The organism is Streptomyces sp. NPDC058052 (assembly GCF_042885515.1).
GTDB lineage: Bacteria > Actinomycetota > Actinomycetes > Streptomycetales > Streptomycetaceae > Streptomyces.
On record NZ_JBHVRX010000005.1, the window covers coordinates 1 to 18,050 of the forward strand.

Genomic DNA, 18,050 nt, shown 5'->3' on the forward strand with positions numbered 1-18,050 from the left:
ATCCCCAAGCTCGACGTCGTCGTCCCCGTCGCCGAGGGCATCAACAAGCCCAAGGTCCTCGACAAGGGCATGGTCGGCCACTACGGCGAGGGCAAGCTCAAGACCGCCATGCCCTCCGACAAACAGGGCAACTTCGCGGTCGCCGGCCACCGCAACACCCACGGCGAGCCCTTCCGCTACATCAACCGCCTCAAGCCCGGCGACCCCATCGTCGTCGAGACCCAGGACGCCTACTACACCTACGAGATGGCGAGCATCCTGCCCCAGACCCCGCCCTCGAACATCGCCGTCATCGACCCCGTCCCCAAGGGCTCCGGCTTCACCGGGCCCGGCCGGTACATCACCCTCACCACCTGCACGCCCGAGTTCACCAGCACCTACCGCATGATCGTGTGGGGAAAGCTGGTCGAGGAACGGCCGCGCAGCAAGGGAAAGCCGGACGCGCTCGTAGGCTGAGACCCCACACCTCCAGAAGGGACGAGGGCCGACCCAGTGTCACGCGCGCGCAACCGGATCGCCGGGCTCATCAGCGTCTTCGGCGAACTCCTCATCACAGCCGGCCTCGTGCTCGGACTCTTCGTCGTCTACTCGCTGTGGTGGACGAACGTCCTCGCCGACCGGGCCGCCGACAAGGAGGGCGCGGAGGTCCGCGGCGAGTGGGCCGACCAGGGCCCCGGCGCCCTCGACACCAAGGGCGGAGTCGGCTTCCTCCACGTCCCGGCCTTCGGCGGCGACGAGATCCTCGTGAAGCGGGGCACCGAGAGCTCGATCCTCAACAACGGTGTCGCCGGCTACTACACCGACCCCGTCAAGTCGGCCCTCCCGCAGGACAAGGAGGGCAACTTCACGCTCGCCGCCCACCGCGACGGGCACGGGGCCAAGTTCCACAACATCCACAAGTTGAAGAACGGCGATCCGATCGTCTTCGAGTCCAAGGACACCTGGTACGTCTACAAGGTCTACAAGTCCCTTCCGGAGACCACGAAGTACAACGTGAACGTCCTCCTGCCGGTCCCCGAGGAGTCCGGCAGGACCGAGCCCGGCCGGTACATCACGCTCACGACCTGCACCCCCATGTACACCTCGGACCACCGCTACATCGTCTGGGGCGAACTGGCCCGCACCGAGAAGGTCGACCGCGACCGGACGCCGCCGGCGGAGCTGCGGTGAGACGCGCCGGGACGAGCTGAATCCCGGACCGAGGTGAGGTGAGGCGAGCGGGGCGCTCGCCTCCTCATTCGTCCAGCACGCGCTGCGCGGCCCGCATCTTGGACTCCAGGCCGGCCTTCACGTCGGCCAGGGCCGCGGCGTTCTCCGCGACGGCCCTCTCCTGGTGGGCGTGGTCCACCGCGTACCAGACACCGACCACGTTGTGCTCGTGCCGACAGGCCGCGTCCGCCGTCGCCACCTTCAGCTCACGGGGAGTGGGCCGGGGCGATTTCCGCCACTGCGGATCCCTCGGGGTGGTAGCCCCATCGCGCCATCAGTTCGGCGCTCTGGCTCCCGTACCGGCCGTCGGTCCGGGTGACGGGAGCGTCGCTGTCGCGCGGTGCGGGGGCTTCGACCGGCGGACGGTAGTCGAATCCGAAGCGTGCCATGCAGCGGGAGAGGGCCGTCGCGTACGCCTTGTCGATCGTCGCCTGCTGGCCCGGGTTCACCAGATACGGATCGAGCGGGAGCGGCTTGTCGTTCGCGGAGTCGATGACGGGGACGGCAGCGGCGGGAGGCGGCGTCCGCGCGCCGTCCCGGGCGGTCGCGCCGCCGGCCGTGGGGGGCGTTCCTCCCGCCCCCGCGCACCCCGCCAGCAGCAGCGGGAGGACGGTCAGTGAGGCGGTGGCGCGGAACGGGCGGCGAGACACCTGGACGATCTCTTTCGGCGCCCGTGCTGCCGTTGGCACCCGACTGGAAGGAATAGCCGGAGTAATCCGCTATGTTGCCGCTCTGTGCGAAATAGGCCCCGTACCCGTACGAACTGGAGCTGTAGTAGAGGCAGACCTGGTCGAAATAGCAGTCGAATGCCGGAGCGGCCGACGCCGTACCCGACGCCCCCACCACCGTTCCGAAGGCTACGAGACCCGCGGCGAATATCTTTCTGGCACGCATTCCTGATCCCTTGTCCTTCTCGTCACCCGGAATTGCTGAACGGTGACTGACCGCAGTGGGTCGCCTTGCTGCTGTACTGCGCCTGGGACGCGCTCGGCCCGCTGGTGAGGCTGATGATGCCGGTCACCGAGATGCACCGGCCGGCGGCGGAGACGCTGGCCGGGCCGGCGTACTGGCTGTAGGTGATGGCGGTGGTGGACGGGTCCTGGACGTAGGTGTCCTGCACGCAGGTGGAGCCCGCGCTGGTGCCGGCGACACACTTCACGATCATGACGAACTTGAACGTGGGGATGCCGTATCCACCCGCGCTCGTGGCCACGTCGACCGTACAGTTCCTGCCGGTCGCGCCGTCGTAGTAGAGGTAGACAGAACCCGTCGCATTGGACTTCCCTACGGAGAAAGGAAAAAGCCGGTGGCTCGGAGAGAGCCACCGGCTTTCGCGTTCCTGACGCGGGACGAACCGCGACTAGTCGAACCAGCCGCCGATGTTGTTGGCGTCGCCGTTGCTGTCGCCGCCCGGCTGGCCGCCGTTGCCGGAGTTGTCGCCACCCGGCTGGCCGCCGCCCAGGTCCGTGGTGAACAGGGTGACCGTGTCGCCCTGCTTGACCGGCGAACCCGCGCCCGGGTTCGACTGGGCCACCCGGGCGTCGTCCTTGTCGACACCGACCACGACGACCGTGATGCCCTGGCCCTGGAGGTTGTCCCGGACCTCCTTGAGCGTCTTGCCGACGATGTCCGCGGGGATCGTGATCTGCGGCACCGCGGGGCCCTTGGAGACCTTCAGGGTGATCTTCACGTCCAGCGGCTGGTTGCTCGGGCCGCCGGGGCTCTGCTCCAGGACCATGCCCTTGGGCTGGTCGCTGTCGACCTCCTCCTGCTCCACGTTGGTGAAGCTGAGGCCGTTCAGCTGCTGGAGGGCCAGGCTGATGTCACGGTTCCGGACGTCCGGCAGCTGCGTCAGCTTCTGCTTGGCGACCGTCAGGGTCACCTCGGAGTTCTTCTCGGCCTTGCTGCCGTTCGTCGGGTTCTGCCGCAGGACGGTGCCGGGGTCCTCGTCGGACTCCTCCTCCTCGACCTTGACCTTGAAGCCCTTGCCCTCCAGGGTCTCCTTCGCACGCTCCAGCGACTGCTCCTGGACGTCCGGGACCTCGACGAGCGGCGCGCCCTCGGAGATCCACACCTGGATCGTGCCGTCGACGTCCATCTTGCTGATGTTGTCGGCGACCGGGTTCTGGCGGCAGATCGCTCCGGTGGGCTGCTCGCAGCGCTCGGAGCCCGCCTCCTGCAGCTTCACCTGGGCATTGGTCACGGACTTCTGCGCCTCGTCCATCTTCTGGCCGACGAGCTGCGGCACCACCGTCTGCTGCGGGGTGTCGTTGGTGTCCATGAGATAGCGGGCGATGAAGATCGCGCCGACCAGCACCAGGACACCGCAGAGCGCGAGCAGGATCGTCGAGGCGTTCGACTTCTTCTGCCCGCCCCGGCGGCGGTCCGGACGGTCGTCGTAACCGTCGTACCCGCCGTAGCCGCCACCGTCCGGCGGGACCGGCGGCATCATCGAGGTCTGGCCGATCGGGTCGGCCTGGCGCAGCGCGGTCGTCGGCTGGTCCTCCGGCGGGTAGCCGTAGCCGTTGTACGCCTGGGCGCCGGCCATGCCCATCGCCGCGGCGGCCGCGACCGGCTGCCCGTCGAGGCACGCCTCGATGTCCGCGCGCATCTCGTCGGCGGACTGGTAGCGGTAGTCGGGGTCCTTGACCAGCGCCTTGAGGACGATGGCGTCCATCTCCGGCGTGATCTCGGCGTCGAAGTTGCTCGGCGGCTGCGGCTCTTCCCGGACGTGCTGGTAGGCGACGGCCACGGGGGAGTCGCCGATGAACGGCGGCCGGACGGTGAGCAGTTCGTAGAGCAGGCAGCCCGTGGAGTACAGGTCGGAGCGCGCGTCGACCTGCTCGCCCTTGGCCTGCTCCGGGGAGAGGTACTGGGCGGTGCCGATGACCGCGGCGGTCTGCGTCATGGTCATGCCCGCGTCGCCCATGGCGCGCGCGATGCCGAAGTCCATGACCTTGACCTGGCCGGTGCGGGTCAGCATCACGTTCGCGGGCTTGATGTCGCGGTGCACGATGCCGGCGCGGTGCGAGTACTCCAGCGCCTGGAGGATGCCGACGGTCATCTCCAGCGTGCGCTCGGGCAGCAGCTTGCGGCCGGAGTGCAGCAGTTCGCGGAGGGTCGAGCCGTCCACGTACTCCATCACGATGTACGGGATGGAGACCCCGTCGACGTAGTCCTCGCCGGTGTCGTAGACGGCGACGATCGCCGGGTGGTTCAGGGAGGCGGCGGACTGTGCCTCACGGCGGAACCGGGCCTGGAAGGACGGGTCACGGGCCAGGTCGGCCCGCAGCGTCTTCACGGCGACGGTGCGGCCGAGCCGGGTGTCCTGGGCGAGGTACACCTCGGCCATGCCACCGCGGCCGAGCACCGAGCCCAGCTCGTACCGGCCGCCGAGGCGACGCGGCTCTTCCATAGCTAATCCAGCCCTCTCCGTCTGTCCCGACCGCACCCATGGGTGGTCCGGCGGTGTGTGCTGTCCGCGCATACGCTACCGGCCCCGAAGAGCGGTACCGCCCGCGGAGGGCAGCTGATACCTGACCGGTACCTGGCGGGCACCGGCCCTTTGCAAGATCAGCCGCGGCTCTTCAGAACCGCCTTCATGACCGCCTTCGCGATCGGCGCGGCCAGGCCGCCACCGCTGATGTCCTCACGGCCGACGCCCTCGGCGTCCTCGACGATCACGGCGACGGCGACCGGGGAGCCCTGATCGGTCTTGGCGTACGAGATGAACCAGGCGTACGGGCGCTTGGCGTTCTTCTCGCCGTGCTGCGCGGTACCGGTCTTGCCGCCGACCTTGACGCCGTCCATGTTCAGGTCGGCCCTGCCGCCGGTGCCGTTGGAGACGACGTTCTCCATCATCGCCTGGAGCTTCTGGGCGTTCTCCGGCGAGACCGGCTGGCTCATCTCCTCCGGCTCGTTCTGCTTGATGACGTCCAGGTTCGGCGCGCGCAGCTGGTCGATCATGTACGGCTTCATCAGCTTGCCGTCGTTCGCGATCGCCGCCGTGACCATCGCCATCTGCAGCGGGGTGGTCGCGGTGTTGAACTGGCCGATGGACGAGAGCGCGTTGCCACCGCGGTCGGCCTTCTTGTCGTAGACCGAGGCGGCGGACCGGACGGGGGTGAACTGCTCGGCGTTGAAGCCGAACTTCTCCGCCATCTCGTTCATCTTCTCGACGCCGACGTCGTCACCGAGCTTGGCGAAGACCGAGTTGCAGGAGATCCGCAGCGCCTCGTTGAGGCTGGCGTTGGCGCAGCCGCCCGAGTGGTTCTTCATCGGCTTCGTGGAGAGCGGGATCTTCCAGCCCTCGGGGGTCTCGGTCGCCGCGTCGATGTCGGTGACCTTGCCGGACTCCAGCGCGGCGGCGGCGGTCACGACCTTGAAGACGGAGCCGGGGGGGTAGATCTCACGGATCGCACGGTTCAGCTTCGGCTTGTTCTTGTTCTTCTCCAGCGCGACCCACGCCTTCTCGTCCTTGCCCGAGTAGCCGGCGAAGGAGGAGGGGTCGTACGAGGGGGTGGACGCCAGCGCCAGGATCTTGCCGGTCGAGGGCTCGATCGCGACGACGGCGCCGGTGTTGTTGCCGAGGCCCTTGAAGGCGGCCTTCTGCGCGGCGCCGTTGAGGGTGGTGACGACGTCGCCGCCCTTCTTCTGCTCGCCGGTGAACATCGCCAGGGTGCGATCGAAGAAGAGCCGGTCGTCGTTGCCGGTGAGGATGCCGTCCTCGATCTTCTCGATCTGGGTGGCGTCGTACGCCTGCGAGGCGAAGCCGGTCACGGGCGCCCACATGGGGCCGTCGACGTAGGTCCGCTTGAACTTGTAGTACTCGTCCTCGGAGTCGACGGAGCCGGTGATCGGCTTGCCGTCGACGATGATGTTCCCGCGCTCGTTCGAGTAGCGCTCGATCTGGACGCGGCGGTTCTTCGGGTGCGCGTTCAGCTCGTCGGCGCGGACGAACTGGAGCCAGTTGTCGCGCAGGAGCAGGGCGAGGACGAGCAGGCCGCAGAAGATCGCGACCCGGCGCAGCGGCTTGTTCACGGACGGACCACCTGGGTCATCTCGGCGTCGGGGTTCGGAGCGGGGGCGGGCGCCGGACGGCGCGCGGTGTCGCTGATCCGGATCAGGATGCCGATCAGGGCCCAGTTGGCGATCACGGACGAACCGCCGTACGCGAGGAACGGCATCGTCATACCGGTGAGCGGGATGAGGCCCATCACACCGCCGGCGACGACGAAGACCTGCAGCGCGAAGGCGCCGGAGAGGCCCATCGCGAGCAGCTTGCCGAAGGGGTCGCGGGCGGCGAGGGCGGTGCGGATGCCACGCTCGATGATCAGACCGTAGATCAGCAGGAAGACCATGACGCCGGCCAGACCGAGCTCCTCGCCGACCGTGGCGAAGATGAAGTCGGAGTTGGCGGCGAACTGGATCAGGTCGGAGTTGCCCTGGCCGAGCCCGGTGCCGAGGATGCCGCCGGAGCCGAAGGACATCAGCACCTGGGTCATCTGGTCACAGGCGTACGCCATGTTCGAGCCCGCCGGTGCCGTCGCGAGGCACTCGAAGGGGTCGAGCCAGGCCGCCACACGGGACTGGACGTGGCTGGCGGTGGAGCTGACGGCCACCGCGCCCGCGACGGCCATCAGGAGACCCATGACGATCCAGCTGGTCCGCTCGGTCGCCACGTACAGCATGATCACGAACATGCCGAAGAACAGCAGCGAGGTGCCGAGGTCGTTCTCGAAGACCAGGATGAGGAGGCTGACTGCCCAGATCGTCAGGATCGGGCCGAGGTCACGGCCTCGGGGCAGGTAGAGCCCCATGAAGCGGCGGCTGGCCAGGGCCAGCGCGTCCCGCTTCACCATCAGGTAGCCGGAGAAGAACACGGCGAGGACGAGCTTGGCGAACTCACCGGGCTGGATCGAGAAGCCGCCGACGCGGATCCAGATCTTGGCGCCGAAGACGTCGGCGCCGAGGCCGGGGACGAGCGGAAGCAGCAGCAGCACGAGCGCGGCGACCATGGAGATGTACGTGTAGCGCTGGAGGACGCGGTGGTCCTTGAGGATCAGCAGCACGCCCACGAACATGGCGATGCCGATCGCCGAGTACATCATCTGGTTCGGCGCGGAGGCGCTGAACGCCCCGTACTGGCGCTTCGCCAGGTCGATCAGCCGCGGCGACTGGTCCAGACGCCAGATCAGCACCAGGCCCATGCCGTTGAGCAGGGTCGCCAGCGGCAGCAGCAGCGGGTCCGCGTACGGCGCCCACTTGCGTACGACGAGGTGGGCGACGGTCGCGAGCAGCGCCAGGCCGAGCCCGTACCCGAGCATGCCGGACGGGACCTCGCCGTCCAGGGCGAGCCCCACGTTGAGGTACGCGAACACCGGGATGACGACGGCGAACGCGAGCAGCGCCAGCTCGGTGTTGCGGCGGCTCGGCGCCTCGATCGCGCCGATGGTGGTCGTGTTGGTGACAACGCTCATGGTGGTGAAAGGCCCCCTACGGGTGCTTACTGCTTGCCGCAGTTCGAGGCCAGCTTCTGCTCCTCCGGAGTGAGGGTGGGACCCGGGGTCGGAGCGGCTGCGGTGGGCTTGGATTCGGGCTTGGCGTCGGCTCCGTCGGCCGGCTTCTCGGCCGCCTCGGCGGCGGCCTTCTCCTTGTCGGCCTTCTCCTTGGCCACGCGGCGCTCTTCGGTCTTCTTGCAGGCCGACGCCTGCACCGCCAGCTCGGAGATCTTCGTCTGGGCCTTGTCGAGGCTGCCGCCCGCGATGGTGTCCTCGACCTGCTTCCGCTGGTAGGCGGGGAGGTACTTGAGTTCGATCTCGGGGTGGTCCTTCTCGACCTCCGAGAGCTTCACCCAGGCGAGGTCCTGGCTGATGCCGCGGTACAGCGCCACGTGCTCGGAGTTGGAGCCGACGAAGTACTGGGTCTGGGTCCAGCGCCAGCCGCCGTACGCGCCGCCGGCGAGGACGCCGAGCGCGAGGACGAGGATCACGGTGCGCCCGATCCACCGGCGCCGCTTCCGCGGCTTCACGAAGTCGTCGTCGCTGTACGCGTCGAAGGCGCCGTGCGGCGGCATGGAGCCGTAGCCGTGGTCGTCGCCGCTGCCGGGCGGGCCGAAGCCCCCGGCGGGCGGCTGGTGGTGCGCGGGGCGGCCGAGCCCGGAGGCGCGGCCGGCCGGGGTCTGCATCGCGCCGCCGTCGTTCAGCTGCTGCTGGTTCTCGGCGACCGCGCCGACGACGACCGGGGTGTCGCTGAGGTGGCCGGCGAGGGTGTCACCGCCGTCGACGTCGAGGACGTCGGCGACGATCACCGTGATGTTGTCGGGGCCACCGCCGCGCAGCGCGAGCTGGATCAGCTCCTGCACGGTCTCCTGCGGGCCCTGGTAGCTGGCGAGGGTGTCCTCCAGGGTCTGGTGGGACACCACGCCGGACAGGCCGTCGGAGCAGATCAGGTACCGGTCGCCGGCGCGGACCTCACGGATGGAGAGGTCGGGCTCGACGTGGTCGCCGCTGCCGAGCGCGCGCATGAGGAGCGAGCGCTGCGGGTGGGTGGTGGCTTCCTCCTCGGTGATCCGGCCCTCGTCCACGAGCCGCTGGACCCAGGTGTGGTCCTGGGTGATCTGGGTGAGGATGCCGTCGCGCAGCAGGTACGCGCGGGAGTCGCCGACGTGCACGAGGCCGAGCCTCTGCCCGGTCCACAGCAGGGCGGTGAGCGTGGTGCCCATGCCCTCCAGCTGCGGGTCCTCCTCGACCATCATCCGGAGCTGGTCGTTGGCGCGCTGCACCGCCGTACCGAGCGACGTGAGGATGTCGGATCCGGGGATGTCGTCGTCGAGGGTGACGAGCGTCGAGATCACCTCGGACGAGGCGACCTCACCGGCGGCCTGGCCGCCCATGCCGTCGGCGATCGCGAGGAGCCGGGGACCGGCGTAGCCGGAATCCTCGTTGCCCTCGCGGATCATGCCCTTGTGCGAGCCCGCGGCGAATCGCAGGGAGAGACTCATGCCCACCTGCCCTGTCGCCGCTGCATCGGGGTACAGCCGGTCTCGACCCACACTGCCCACCCTCCGGTCGCTCCGGTCAGCTCGCTCATTGTCGTACTACTTCCGCAGCTCGATGACGGTCTTGCCGATGCGGATCGGCGCCCCCAGCGGAATCGGCGTTGCGGTGGTGAGGCGGGTCCGGTCGAGGTACGTCCCGTTCGTGGACCCGAGGTCCTCGACGATCCACTGGCCGTCCCGGTCGGGGTAGATCCGGGCGTGCCGGCTGGACGCGTAGTCGTCGTCCAGCACGATCGTCGAGTCGTGCGCCCGCCCCAGCGTGATCGTCTGCCCCTGGAGGGCGACGGTCGTGCCGGTGAGGGTGCCCTCGGAGACGACCAGCTTCGTCGGCGCGCCCCGCCGCGACCGGCCACCGCCGGAAGGCTGCGGCTGCTGGGCGCGCTGCTGGGGCGGCGCGGCCTGGCGCCCGCCCTGCTGGGGGCGCGCCTCCTGGCGGCGGGAACCGCGCTGGGTCACCCGCGTACCGAACAGGTCGCTACGGATGACCTGGACGGCCACGATGACGAACAGCCACAGAACGGCCAGGAAACCCAACCGCATGACCGTCAGGGTCAGCTCTGACATTGCCCCCGCTTCACCCTTCGGCTTGCCGGTAAACGATGGTGGTGCTGCCCACGACGATCCGCGAGCCGTCGCGGAGCGTAGCGCGGGTGGTGTGCTGCCCGTCCACCACGATGCCGTTGGTGGATCCGAGATCCTGGATCGTCGAGGGCGTTCCGGTCCGGATCTCGCAGTGCCGGCGGGACACGCCGGGATCGTCGATCCTCACGTCCGCGTCGGTGCTGCGGCCGAGGACCAGGGTCGGGCGGGAGATCTGGTGGCGGTTGCCGTTGATCTCGATCCAGCGGCGCATCTGGGCGCCGCCGGGAGCCGGAGGACGGCCGCCGCCTGCCGGACGCTGCCCACCGCCGGGCGGCGGCGCGGACGGCATCGGCGGGGCACCGGCCGGGGGCCCCTGCGGGTACCCGTAGCCGCCGCCCTGGCCCTGGGGCTGGTGCGGCTGCTGCTGGTGACCCGCGTGCGGCTGCGGCTGCGACGTGCTCGACGCGAGCGTACGGCTGCGCACCCGGTACAGACCGGTGTCGAGGTCGTCGGCCTTCTCCAGGTGGACCTTGATCGGCCCCATGAAGGTGTACCGCTGCTGCTTGGCGTAGTCCCGGACCAGGCCGGCGAGCTCGTCGCCCAGCTGGCCCGAGTAGGGGCTCAGACGCTCGTAGTCGGGCGCGCTGAGCTCCACGATGAAGTCGTTGGGGACGACGGTCCGCTCGCGGTTCCAGATCTGCGCGTTGTTGTCGCACTCGCGCTGGAGCGCGCCGGCGATCTCGACCGGCTGGACCTCGGACTTGAACACCTTGGCGAAGGTGCCGTTGACCAGACCTTCGAGACGCTGCTCGAAACGCTTCAGGACTCCCATGGGGCACCTCCTCCGTCGTTGCCGTCCTGGTACTGCTTACTGATCGTATCCACGCGTCGGGAAATCGGCTGGTTCCCCTTCTCTGCCCTGTGGACGAGTGTCACCTCTCACAGGCCCTCCCCCCAGGGATCGTAGAGGGGGCCTGTGGACAGTGTCCCGCACCCGGCTGTCCGACAGGAGGGGCGGAGTGCGGGAGTGAGCGCGTCGCGCGGTGCGGCCGGCGCCGCAACCTCCCGCTTCTCCCCTGTCTCTCCCTTCTCTCCCCTCTCTCCCCTGTGTCCCTTCTCTCCTTCTTCGCCTCACTTCTCCCCTGAGGTGCCGGGAGGGGCGGGGAGGGGGTGGGCGGAGCGGAAGGCGAAGCGGAGGGCGGGGCGGGGGGCGGGGAGGTGACGCCGGGAGGGGCGGGGTGACGGGGTGCCGCGTTGGAGGCCGGGCGGTTCGGCGTCCGTATCGGCGTCGCGGTCGCGGCTGGGGTCGTCGTCGCCGTCGCGGTCGCGGCTGGGGTCGCCGTCGCGGTCGCGGTCGCGTTCTCGGCGCCGGTCGCCGGCGTGGTCCCGGTCGCGACCACGTCGCTCGCCCGGTGGTCGGTCCTTCCCCGCCCCTCGGTGTTCCGCCGCTCCCGGTCCTTCATCCCGCCTCCTCCTCCCGCCTCCGTCGCGCGCCGACCGCCTCCGCCGTCGGCCTCTTCCTCTCCTCTGTTCTGCGGGCGGGGGGCCGAAACAACGGATGTGAATCCACCGTCCGCGACGTGCTAATCTTCAGATGTCGCCAGGCGCTCCCACCGAAAAGGTGAGAGACCGGGAGACCACCCAATGCGCGGGTGGCGGAATAGGCAGACGCGCTGGATTCAGGTTCCAGTGCCCGAAAGGGCGTGGGGGTTCAACTCCCCCCTCGCGCACCAGACGGAAGCCCCGTAGGTCTGAGACCTACGGGGCTTCCGCGTTGTCCAAGGCGTGTGACGCTTCCCACTGCGGACGCTCCCCCTTCCGGGCACTCCACACGGCGGACGCTCCCCCTCCTGTTCGCTCGTCCCTTCCGGTCGCTCGTCCTTCCCTGACTCTCCTCCCGCCGATGTCTTTCTGACCTTTCGTCTTTCGTCGTTGCGGGTCGCGACGAAAGAGGGACGTCCGGGGGGAGGGCCGCTGCCTAGGGTGCGAGCGTGGAAGCGACGAGTGTGGGAACGACGCCGAGGGCGGGGGCCGGGCGCGGGTTCGGAGCCGAGGCGGCCGCCGCGTGGCGGTGGCTCGTGCCCGCCGGGGAATGGTCGCGGCGCAGGACGGTCGGCGAAGCGGCCCTCACCGCCGTCGTCGCGCTGCTCGCCGCGGGCACCGAGGAACTGCTGGGCGGCGAGGGATGGCAGCTCGCCGCGGTCGCCGCCGCCTCGGCCGTGCTGTCGCTCCTGCGCCGCCGGTTCCCCGCCACCGTGCTCGTCGTCACCGCCGCGCTGAGCCCCGTCGTCCCCGGCCTCGGCCCGCTGCTGCTCGTCCTCGGCTGGTCCGCCGGCGGTCACATCGTCGGCGTCGGCCGGGCCCTGCACGCGTTCATCGCCGCCTACGTGCTCGACGTCGCGGCCACCCTGCTCGTCTCCTGGGACCAGCACCGGATGCTCACCGTCGCCTTCATGGCGACCCTGTACTACCTGGGCACCACCCTCGCCCCCGGACTCGCCCACCGCTACTGGGCCCAGCGCCGCACCCTCCTGCACGCCCTCCAGGAGCGCAACGTACGGCTGGTGCGCGAGCGGACGATGATCGGGCGGAACGCGCGGCTGCGGGAGCGGCAGCGCATCGCCCAGGACATGCACGACAGCCTCGGCCACCAACTCGCCCTGATCGCCGTGCACACCGGCGCTCTGGAGGTCGACCGCGGGCTGAACGAGCGGCAGCGCGAGATCGTCGGCGTGCTCCGGAACGCTTCCGTGACCGCCATGCACGAACTGCGGGAGGTCGTCGGCATACTCCGGGACGGCACCGAGGCCGCCGACCCCGACACCGGCCCGGTGGGCGCCGGCGACGAGAGCGGACGGGCAGCCCGGGGGATCGCCGGCATCGAAGGACTCGTCGCCTCCGCGCGCGCCGCCGGGACCCACGTCGAGCTGCGGAGGATCGGCGACGAGCGGCCCCTGGAGCCGGCCGCCGGGCACGCCGCGTACCGCATGGCCCAGGAGGCGCTGACCAACGCCTACAAGTACGCCCCCGGCGCCGCCATCAGCGTCGAACTGCGCTACGAGCCCGACACCTTCGTCGTCGAGATCTTCAACGAGGAGCCGCCCGCGGGCCCCGCGAAGGACGTCGTCAGCGGCGGCCAGGGCCTGGCCGGACTGGTCGAACGGGCCCGGCTCGTCGGCGGCATGTGCCACGCGGGACCGGCCGACGGCGGAGGCTTCCGGGTCGCCGGAATGCTGCCGTACGGCTCCGCGCCGACCGGAGAATCGGCGGCTTTGGTCGACGCGGCCGACGACTTCCGGCAGCAGTCGACGAGGCCCTTCGGCCGAGAAGGTCGTTCCGCACCGGTCGGGCAGCCCGACTGGACCTTCACGGAACGGGAGTTGGCGATGGCACTGCACGGGGGCAAGACCCGCAGCACCGGAGGATCGGTCGCACTGGGCTGCGGCATCGCCTTCGCGGCGCTGGTCGTTCTCGTCGTCGCGGCCGGCACCGGCCTGTACTACTTCGTCGGATCGGTCCAGGACGCGATGGTCGCCCCGTCGAAGTACGCGTCGATCGAGGTCGGCATGGAGGAGGAGGACGTCCGGGCGATGCTGCCCGACGGCGACTCCCTCGCGAACATGGCCACGGCGGGCAAGGGCGCGCCGCCCGAACCGAAGGGCGCCGACTGCCTCGCCCTCCTCTCCACGGAGATGAGCGACGACTTCGACACGGAGCCCGTTTTCCGGTTCTGCTTCAAGGACGGCAAGCTGATCGAGAAGAAGGCGTACGAGGTGAGGCAGTAGCGTCACGGCCGGCCCGTACCGAGGCGTTGGGGGAGGCGCAGTGCTGTCAGGGCAGGCGGGACGGTCCGGGCGGACCGTCAAGGTCGTGGTGGCCGACGACGAGCCGCTGATCAGGGCGGGGATCCGGATGATCCTCAACTCCGATCCGGACATCCATGTGGTCGCCGAGGCGTCGAACGGGCGCGAGGCCGTCGAGGCGGCCCGCGCGCACGCCGCCGACGTCGTGCTGCTCGACATCCAGATGCCCGTCCTCGACGGGCTCTCCGCCCTCCCCGAACTGCGCCGGGCCGCACCGGGCGCGCGGGTGATCGTCCTGACTACCTTCGGCGAGCGCGAGAACGTCCTGCGGGCGCTGGAGCACGGCAGCGCCGGCTTCCTGCTGAAGGACACCGCCCCCGCCGAACTGATCGGCGCCGTCCGGGCCACCGCCGCCGGCGACGCCTACCTCTCGCCCGCGGCGACCCGGCACGTCGTCGAACGGCTCGCCTCCGGCCGCGAGACCGCCCGCGCCGAAGAGGCCCGCGGACGGATCGCCGCGCTCGGCGAGAAGGAGCGCGAGGTCCTCGCCCTCCTCGGCGAGGGCCTCTCCAACGCCGACGCGGGCCGCCGCCTCCACATGAGCGAGGCCACCGTGAAGACGTACGTCAGCAGGATCCTCGCCAAACTGCAGTGCGAGAACCGGGTCCAGGCGGCCCTCCTCGCCCGCGACGCGGGGCTGTAGCGGGGGCGGGCGCCGGATGGAGTGACCTGCCGCTCGGTGGGGCGACCGGCCGGTGGGGGCGCGGCGGGACGGAGGCGGCGCGGGCTGCGCGGGCGGGCGCGGGTCGGCAGGCGCGGGTCAGTGGGCGCGGGTCTGTGGACGGCGCGGGCCGGCGGGGTCGCGGGTCGGCGGGGTGGTCGCGCGTCGGCGGGGTCGCGGGTCGGCGGGGTCGCTGGGTCGGCGGGGTCGCTGGGTCGGCGGGGTGGTCGCGGGTCAGTGGGGGTCGGGGAGGCCGGCGGGGCCCGCGGCGTTGTAGCGGAGGAGGTAGCCGGCGAAGCGGGCCAGGTCCTCGCTCGACCAGTCCTTCAGGCGCTCCTGGTAGGCGGCGAGACGGTTGGCCTGGGCCGTGGCGAGCACCGCGAGACCTGCCTCCGTCGGGTGCAGCACCTGGACCCGGTGGTCCTCGGGAGCCGGCCGGCGTTCCACCATGCCCAGTTTCTCCAGGCCCGCCAGCTGGCGGCTGACCGTCGACTTGTCCAGCAGGTAGTGCGCCGCGAGATCCGTGGCGCGGCAGCCGCGCCGTTCCTCGATGTGGGCGAGGAGCGTGTACGAGACGAGCGGGAGCTCCGGGTGGACCCGGGCCGCGGCGGCGCGCGCCCGGCGCGCGAAAGCGGTCAGCTCACGCTGGATGACGTCCACGGAGGCTTCGCGCGGCGGCTCGGTGCCGGGGTCGGCGGCGGTGTCGTGACCGGCGGCCGCGTCGGCGGCGGTGCCGATGTCGGAGTCGGACATGTGGGGCTCCCTTGCCGCGTTCGCCCCGTGCGGGGTTTCAGTTGTATAGTACAACGGTTCTTTGGTTGTAAAAGCCAACCAATGGTCGATCAACGTTTTCGGAGGCCACGGTGTCCACAGGACCGAACCCCACCGCCGGCGCCCTGCGGCACGTCCTCGGGCACCTCCTCACCCCGCTCCTCATGTGCCTCGGCATGGGCCTCGCCTACCTCGGCGCCTTCCACGCCCCCCAGCCCCACGACCTCCGCGTCGACGTCGTCGGCTCCGGGCCCGCCGCCCAGGTCCTCGCCCAGACCCTCCAGGACAAGGGCGCCGGCGCCCTCGACGTCCGTACCGTCCCCGACCGGGCCACCGCCGCCACTGCCCTCCACCAGCAGGACAGCTACGGCGCCTACATCCCCGGCGACCACCCCGAACTCCTCGTCGCCTCCGCCTCCTCCGACACCAGCGCCATGGCCGTCGAGAAGGTTTTCACCCAGGTCGCCGCGGGCCAGGACGCCCCCCTCAAGGTCACCGACCTCGCCCCTACCGCCTCCGGCGACCCCACCGGCCAGGGCGTCTTCTTCCTCCTCGTCGCCGTCAGCATCGGCGCGTACGCCTCCGTCGCCGTCATCGGAGCCGCGGGCGCCGCCCTCCCCCTGCGCGTCCGTGCCCTCCTCGCCGCCGGCACCTCCCTCGTCGTCAGCCTCATCGGCACCCTCTTCGCCGGCCCCGTCTTCCACCTCGTCGACCACGGCCTCGCCGGCGTTTGGGCCCTCTCCTGGCTCTACGCCGCCGGCATCCTCCTCATCGGCATCGGCCTCCACACCTACCTCCGTCGCTGGACCACGCTCGCCGTGATGGTCCTCTTCGTCATGCTCAACTTCACGAGCTCCGGCGGCATCTACCGGCCCGAGCTCCAGCCCGGCTTCTTCGGCTCCCTGCACGCCTTCTGGAACGGCGCCGGCCTCGTCGAGGGCATCCGCAGCCACGTCTACTTCGACGGGCACGCCCTCGGCGGCAACGTTCTCGTCCTCGCCCTCTGGTTCCTCGCCGGAGCCGTCCTCGTCACCGTGGCCGGCCGCACCGAGGCCCAGCGGAAGGCGGCGGCGGACGCGGCGGCCGTTCCTGCGCCCGTCCCTGCGCCCGCCCCGGCGTCGGCCGCGGGACCCGTCGGCGAGGGCAGGACCGCGGCCGTGGGCGGCGAGGGCAGGACCGCGGCGGCAAAGCCCGGGACCGAGGAGGCGGAGGAGGAGATGGAGGAGGCCGTGGCCGTCTGACCAGAGGCGTTGGGGCTGTCCGACCGAGGTCGGGGGTTGTCCGACCAGGGGGCCGACGGTTGTCCACAGGTCGTTGTCCACAGGGGGAGACGGACGATCAAGACCGGCTGTACCGTCAGGCCCGGAAGGTGTCGGACCCGTCGTCCGACCAGTCATCGGGGGAGGTCGTCCCATGGACGAGAGCCAGGCCGTCGTGCCGGGACAGCGTGGAGGAACGGACGGGGAGCGCATCCCGCACGTGCCCGGATTCGCCCGGCGCGGCACCACGGAGCACTCCCCCAAGGCGCGCGGCAAGGAACTGCGCGCCGCGGTCCCCCGTGCCTCCCACGCGGAGCTCACCCTCCCCGCCGGACGCCCCGACGCCGTCCGCGCCGTCGAGGAGTCCAGCCGCGGCCGCGTCCCCGGTCTGACCCCCATCCGTGTCGGCCGGATGGCCGCGAACCCCTTCGCGTTCCTGCGCGGATCCGCCGGGCTCATGGCCCACGACCTCGTGGGCACCCCGGTCACCGGCATCGCCGCCCAGCTCTGCGGCGACGCCCACGCCGCCAACTTCGGCCTCTACGGCGACGCCCGCGGCCGGCTCGTGATGGACCTCAACGACTTCGACGAGACCGCCGTCGGCCCCTGGGAATGGGACCTCAAGCGGCTCGCCACCTCCCTCGTCCTCGCCGGCCGCGTGGTCGGCGCGGACGAGGACACCTGCCGGTCCGCCGCCTTCGACACCGTCGGCGCCTACCGGCGCACCATGCGGCTGCTCGCCCGCCTTCCCGCCCTCGACGCCTGGAACGCGATACCCGACGAGGAGCTTGTCTCCCACACGGACGCCCGCGACCTCCTCGGCACCCTGGAGCGCGTCTCCGCCAAGGCCCGCAACAACACCAGCGCCCGGTTCGCCGCCCGCTCCACCGAGGCCGTCGCCGAGACCGACGGCGGCGGACGCCGCTTCGTCGACGCGCCCCCGGTCCTGCGCCGGGTGCCCGACACCGAGGCCGCGGCCGTCACCGCCGCCCTCGGCGACTACCTGGAGACCGTCTCCGAGGACCGCCGCCCGCTCCTCGCCCGGTACACCGTCCACGATGTCGCGTTCCGGGTCGTCGGCACCGGCAGCGTCGGCACCCGCTCCTACGTCGTCCTGCTCCTCGACCACCGGGGCGAACCGCTCGTCCTCCAGGTGAAGGAAGCCCGGCCGTCCGTGCTCCTGCCCCATCTGCCCGCCGCCGGGTTCGCCGTCCCCGACGCCGGCCACGAGGGCCGCCGCGTCGTCCTCGGACAGAAGCGCATGCAGGTCGTCAGCGACATGCTGCTCGGCTGGACCACCGTCGACGGGCGCCCCTTCCAGGTACGCCAGTTCCGCAACCGCAAGGGAAGCGTCGACCCCGCCGCCCTCACCGCCGACCAGGTCGACGACTACGGCCGCATGACCGGCGCGCTCCTCGCCCGAGCCCACGCCCACAGCGCCGACCCGCGCCTGATAGCCGGCTACTGCGGCAAGAACGAGGAGTTCGACGAGGCCGTCGCCGCCTTCGCGGTCGCCTACGCCGACCGCACCACCGAGGACCACGCCGACCTGCTCACCGCCATCCGCACCGGACGCCTGGCCGCCGAACTGGGCGTGTGACGGACCACCGGGGGCGGCGATTGGTGAGCGGGGTGGCCTGAGGCGG

General features: G+C 70.9%; 16 protein-coding genes and 1 tRNA gene. 7 read left to right on the top strand and 10 right to left on the bottom strand.

Features of this window, described 5'->3' with window-relative positions:
* Together ACFVU3_RS08835 and ACFVU3_RS08840 are read left to right on the top strand one after the other, a co-directional pair.
* Window positions 1–456: class E sortase (locus ACFVU3_RS08835; protein WP_390064928.1), on the top strand; the 456-nt coding region annotated here is incomplete at its 5' end.
* A gap of 36 nt (window positions 457–492) precedes the next feature.
* Window positions 493–1,170, top strand: coding sequence for a class E sortase (locus ACFVU3_RS08840; RefSeq protein ID WP_390064930.1), 678 nt, complete (start codon window positions 493–495; stop codon window positions 1,168–1,170).
* A 64-nt stretch (window positions 1,171–1,234) separates the two neighbouring features.
* Here the strand turns inward: ACFVU3_RS08840 and ACFVU3_RS08845 are convergent, their stop codons facing one another.
* The 9 genes from ACFVU3_RS08845 to ACFVU3_RS08885 form a co-directional block, all read right to left on the bottom strand.
* Complete coding sequence (locus ACFVU3_RS08845) at window positions 1,235–1,408, bottom strand: hypothetical protein (protein ID WP_390064932.1); 174 nt, start codon at window positions 1,406–1,408, stop codon at window positions 1,235–1,237.
* Between the two features lie 7 nt (window positions 1,409–1,415).
* A complete protein-coding gene (locus ACFVU3_RS08850) occupies window positions 1,416–1,859 on the bottom strand; it encodes a hypothetical protein (RefSeq protein WP_390064934.1) in 444 nt (147 codons plus the stop codon).
* A 266-nt stretch (window positions 1,860–2,125) separates the two neighbouring features.
* Window positions 2,126–2,422, bottom strand: a complete 297-nt coding sequence (locus ACFVU3_RS08855; RefSeq protein ID WP_390064936.1) for a hypothetical protein — start codon at window positions 2,420–2,422, stop codon at window positions 2,126–2,128.
* Between the two features lie 147 nt (window positions 2,423–2,569).
* The gene (gene pknB / locus ACFVU3_RS08860) at window positions 2,570–4,624 is read right to left on the bottom strand and encodes a Stk1 family PASTA domain-containing Ser/Thr kinase (protein ID WP_390064938.1); all 2,055 of its coding nucleotides are present in this window, start codon (window positions 4,622–4,624) and stop codon (window positions 2,570–2,572) included.
* A 158-nt stretch (window positions 4,625–4,782) separates the two neighbouring features.
* A complete protein-coding gene (locus ACFVU3_RS08865; protein ID WP_390064939.1) occupies window positions 4,783–6,249 on the bottom strand; it encodes a peptidoglycan D,D-transpeptidase FtsI family protein in 1,467 nt (488 codons plus the stop codon).
* Window positions 6,246–7,688 (bottom strand): FtsW/RodA/SpoVE family cell cycle protein, encoded by a 1,443-nt coding sequence (locus tag ACFVU3_RS08870; RefSeq protein ID WP_390064941.1) that lies wholly within the window; start codon window positions 7,686–7,688, stop codon window positions 6,246–6,248. The genes ACFVU3_RS08865 and ACFVU3_RS08870 overlap by 4 nt, the downstream gene beginning before the upstream one ends.
* 26 nt (window positions 7,689–7,714) lie before the next feature.
* Window positions 7,715–9,211: a Stp1/IreP family PP2C-type Ser/Thr phosphatase gene (locus ACFVU3_RS08875; RefSeq protein ID WP_390064943.1), complete on the bottom strand. Its 1,497-nt coding sequence runs from the start codon at window positions 9,209–9,211 to the stop codon at window positions 7,715–7,717.
* A gap of 96 nt (window positions 9,212–9,307) precedes the next feature.
* Entirely contained in the window at window positions 9,308–9,832 is a 525-nt protein-coding gene (locus ACFVU3_RS08880) for an FHA domain-containing protein (RefSeq protein WP_390064945.1), read from the bottom strand.
* Window positions 9,833–9,842: 10 nt separating this feature from the next.
* Complete coding sequence (locus ACFVU3_RS08885; RefSeq protein ID WP_390064947.1) at window positions 9,843–10,682, bottom strand: FhaA domain-containing protein; 840 nt, start codon at window positions 10,680–10,682, stop codon at window positions 9,843–9,845.
* Between the two features lie 814 nt (window positions 10,683–11,496).
* On the opposite strand from ACFVU3_RS08885, the gene ACFVU3_RS08890 reads away from it, so the two are divergent.
* From ACFVU3_RS08890 to ACFVU3_RS08900, 3 genes are all read left to right on the top strand, one after another.
* Window positions 11,497–11,583 (top strand) — tRNA-Leu (locus tag ACFVU3_RS08890).
* 258 nt (window positions 11,584–11,841) lie between these two features.
* On the top strand, window positions 11,842–13,635 hold the full coding sequence (locus tag ACFVU3_RS08895; protein WP_390064948.1) for a sensor histidine kinase: 1,794 nt from the start codon (window positions 11,842–11,844) through the stop codon (window positions 13,633–13,635).
* A gap of 40 nt (window positions 13,636–13,675) precedes the next feature.
* Window positions 13,676–14,356, top strand: a complete 681-nt coding sequence (locus ACFVU3_RS08900) for a response regulator (RefSeq protein WP_390064949.1) — start codon at window positions 13,676–13,678, stop codon at window positions 14,354–14,356.
* A gap of 252 nt (window positions 14,357–14,608) precedes the next feature.
* Here the strand turns inward: ACFVU3_RS08900 and ACFVU3_RS08905 are convergent, their stop codons facing one another.
* On the bottom strand, window positions 14,609–15,127 hold the full coding sequence (locus ACFVU3_RS08905) for a MarR family winged helix-turn-helix transcriptional regulator (protein ID WP_390064950.1): 519 nt from the start codon (window positions 15,125–15,127) through the stop codon (window positions 14,609–14,611).
* Window positions 15,128–15,237: 110 nt separating this feature from the next.
* Between ACFVU3_RS08905 and ACFVU3_RS08910 the strand changes: the two genes are divergently transcribed.
* A complete protein-coding gene (locus ACFVU3_RS08910) occupies window positions 15,238–16,386 on the top strand; it encodes a hypothetical protein (protein WP_390064952.1) in 1,149 nt (382 codons plus the stop codon).
* Window positions 16,387–16,558: 172 nt separating this feature from the next.
* Entirely contained in the window at window positions 16,559–18,004 is a 1,446-nt protein-coding gene (locus ACFVU3_RS08915; RefSeq protein ID WP_390064954.1) for a DUF2252 domain-containing protein, read from the top strand.
* Window positions 18,005–18,050: the final 46 nt, after the last annotated feature.

Excerpts from the sequence above, each read along its gene's own strand:
- pknB (WP_390064938.1), bottom strand. The coding sequence starts at position 4,624 with ATGGAAGAGCCGCGTCGCCTCGGCGGCCGGTACGAGCTGGGCTCGGTG.
- ACFVU3_RS08870 (WP_390064941.1), bottom strand. The coding sequence starts at position 7,688 with ATGAGCGTTGTCACCAACACGACCACCATCGGCGCGATCGAGGCGCCG.
- ACFVU3_RS08875 (WP_390064943.1), bottom strand. The coding sequence starts at position 9,211 with ATGAGTCTCTCCCTGCGATTCGCCGCGGGCTCGCACAAGGGCATGATC.
- ACFVU3_RS08880 (WP_390064945.1), bottom strand. The coding sequence starts at position 9,832 with ATGTCAGAGCTGACCCTGACGGTCATGCGGTTGGGTTTCCTGGCCGTT.
- ACFVU3_RS08885 (WP_390064947.1), bottom strand. The coding sequence starts at position 10,682 with ATGGGAGTCCTGAAGCGTTTCGAGCAGCGTCTCGAAGGTCTGGTCAAC.
- ACFVU3_RS08905 (WP_390064950.1), bottom strand. The coding sequence starts at position 15,127 with ATGTCCGACTCCGACATCGGCACCGCCGCCGACGCGGCCGCCGGTCAC.
- ACFVU3_RS08915 (WP_390064954.1), top strand. The coding sequence starts at position 16,559 with ATGGACGAGAGCCAGGCCGTCGTGCCGGGACAGCGTGGAGGAACGGAC.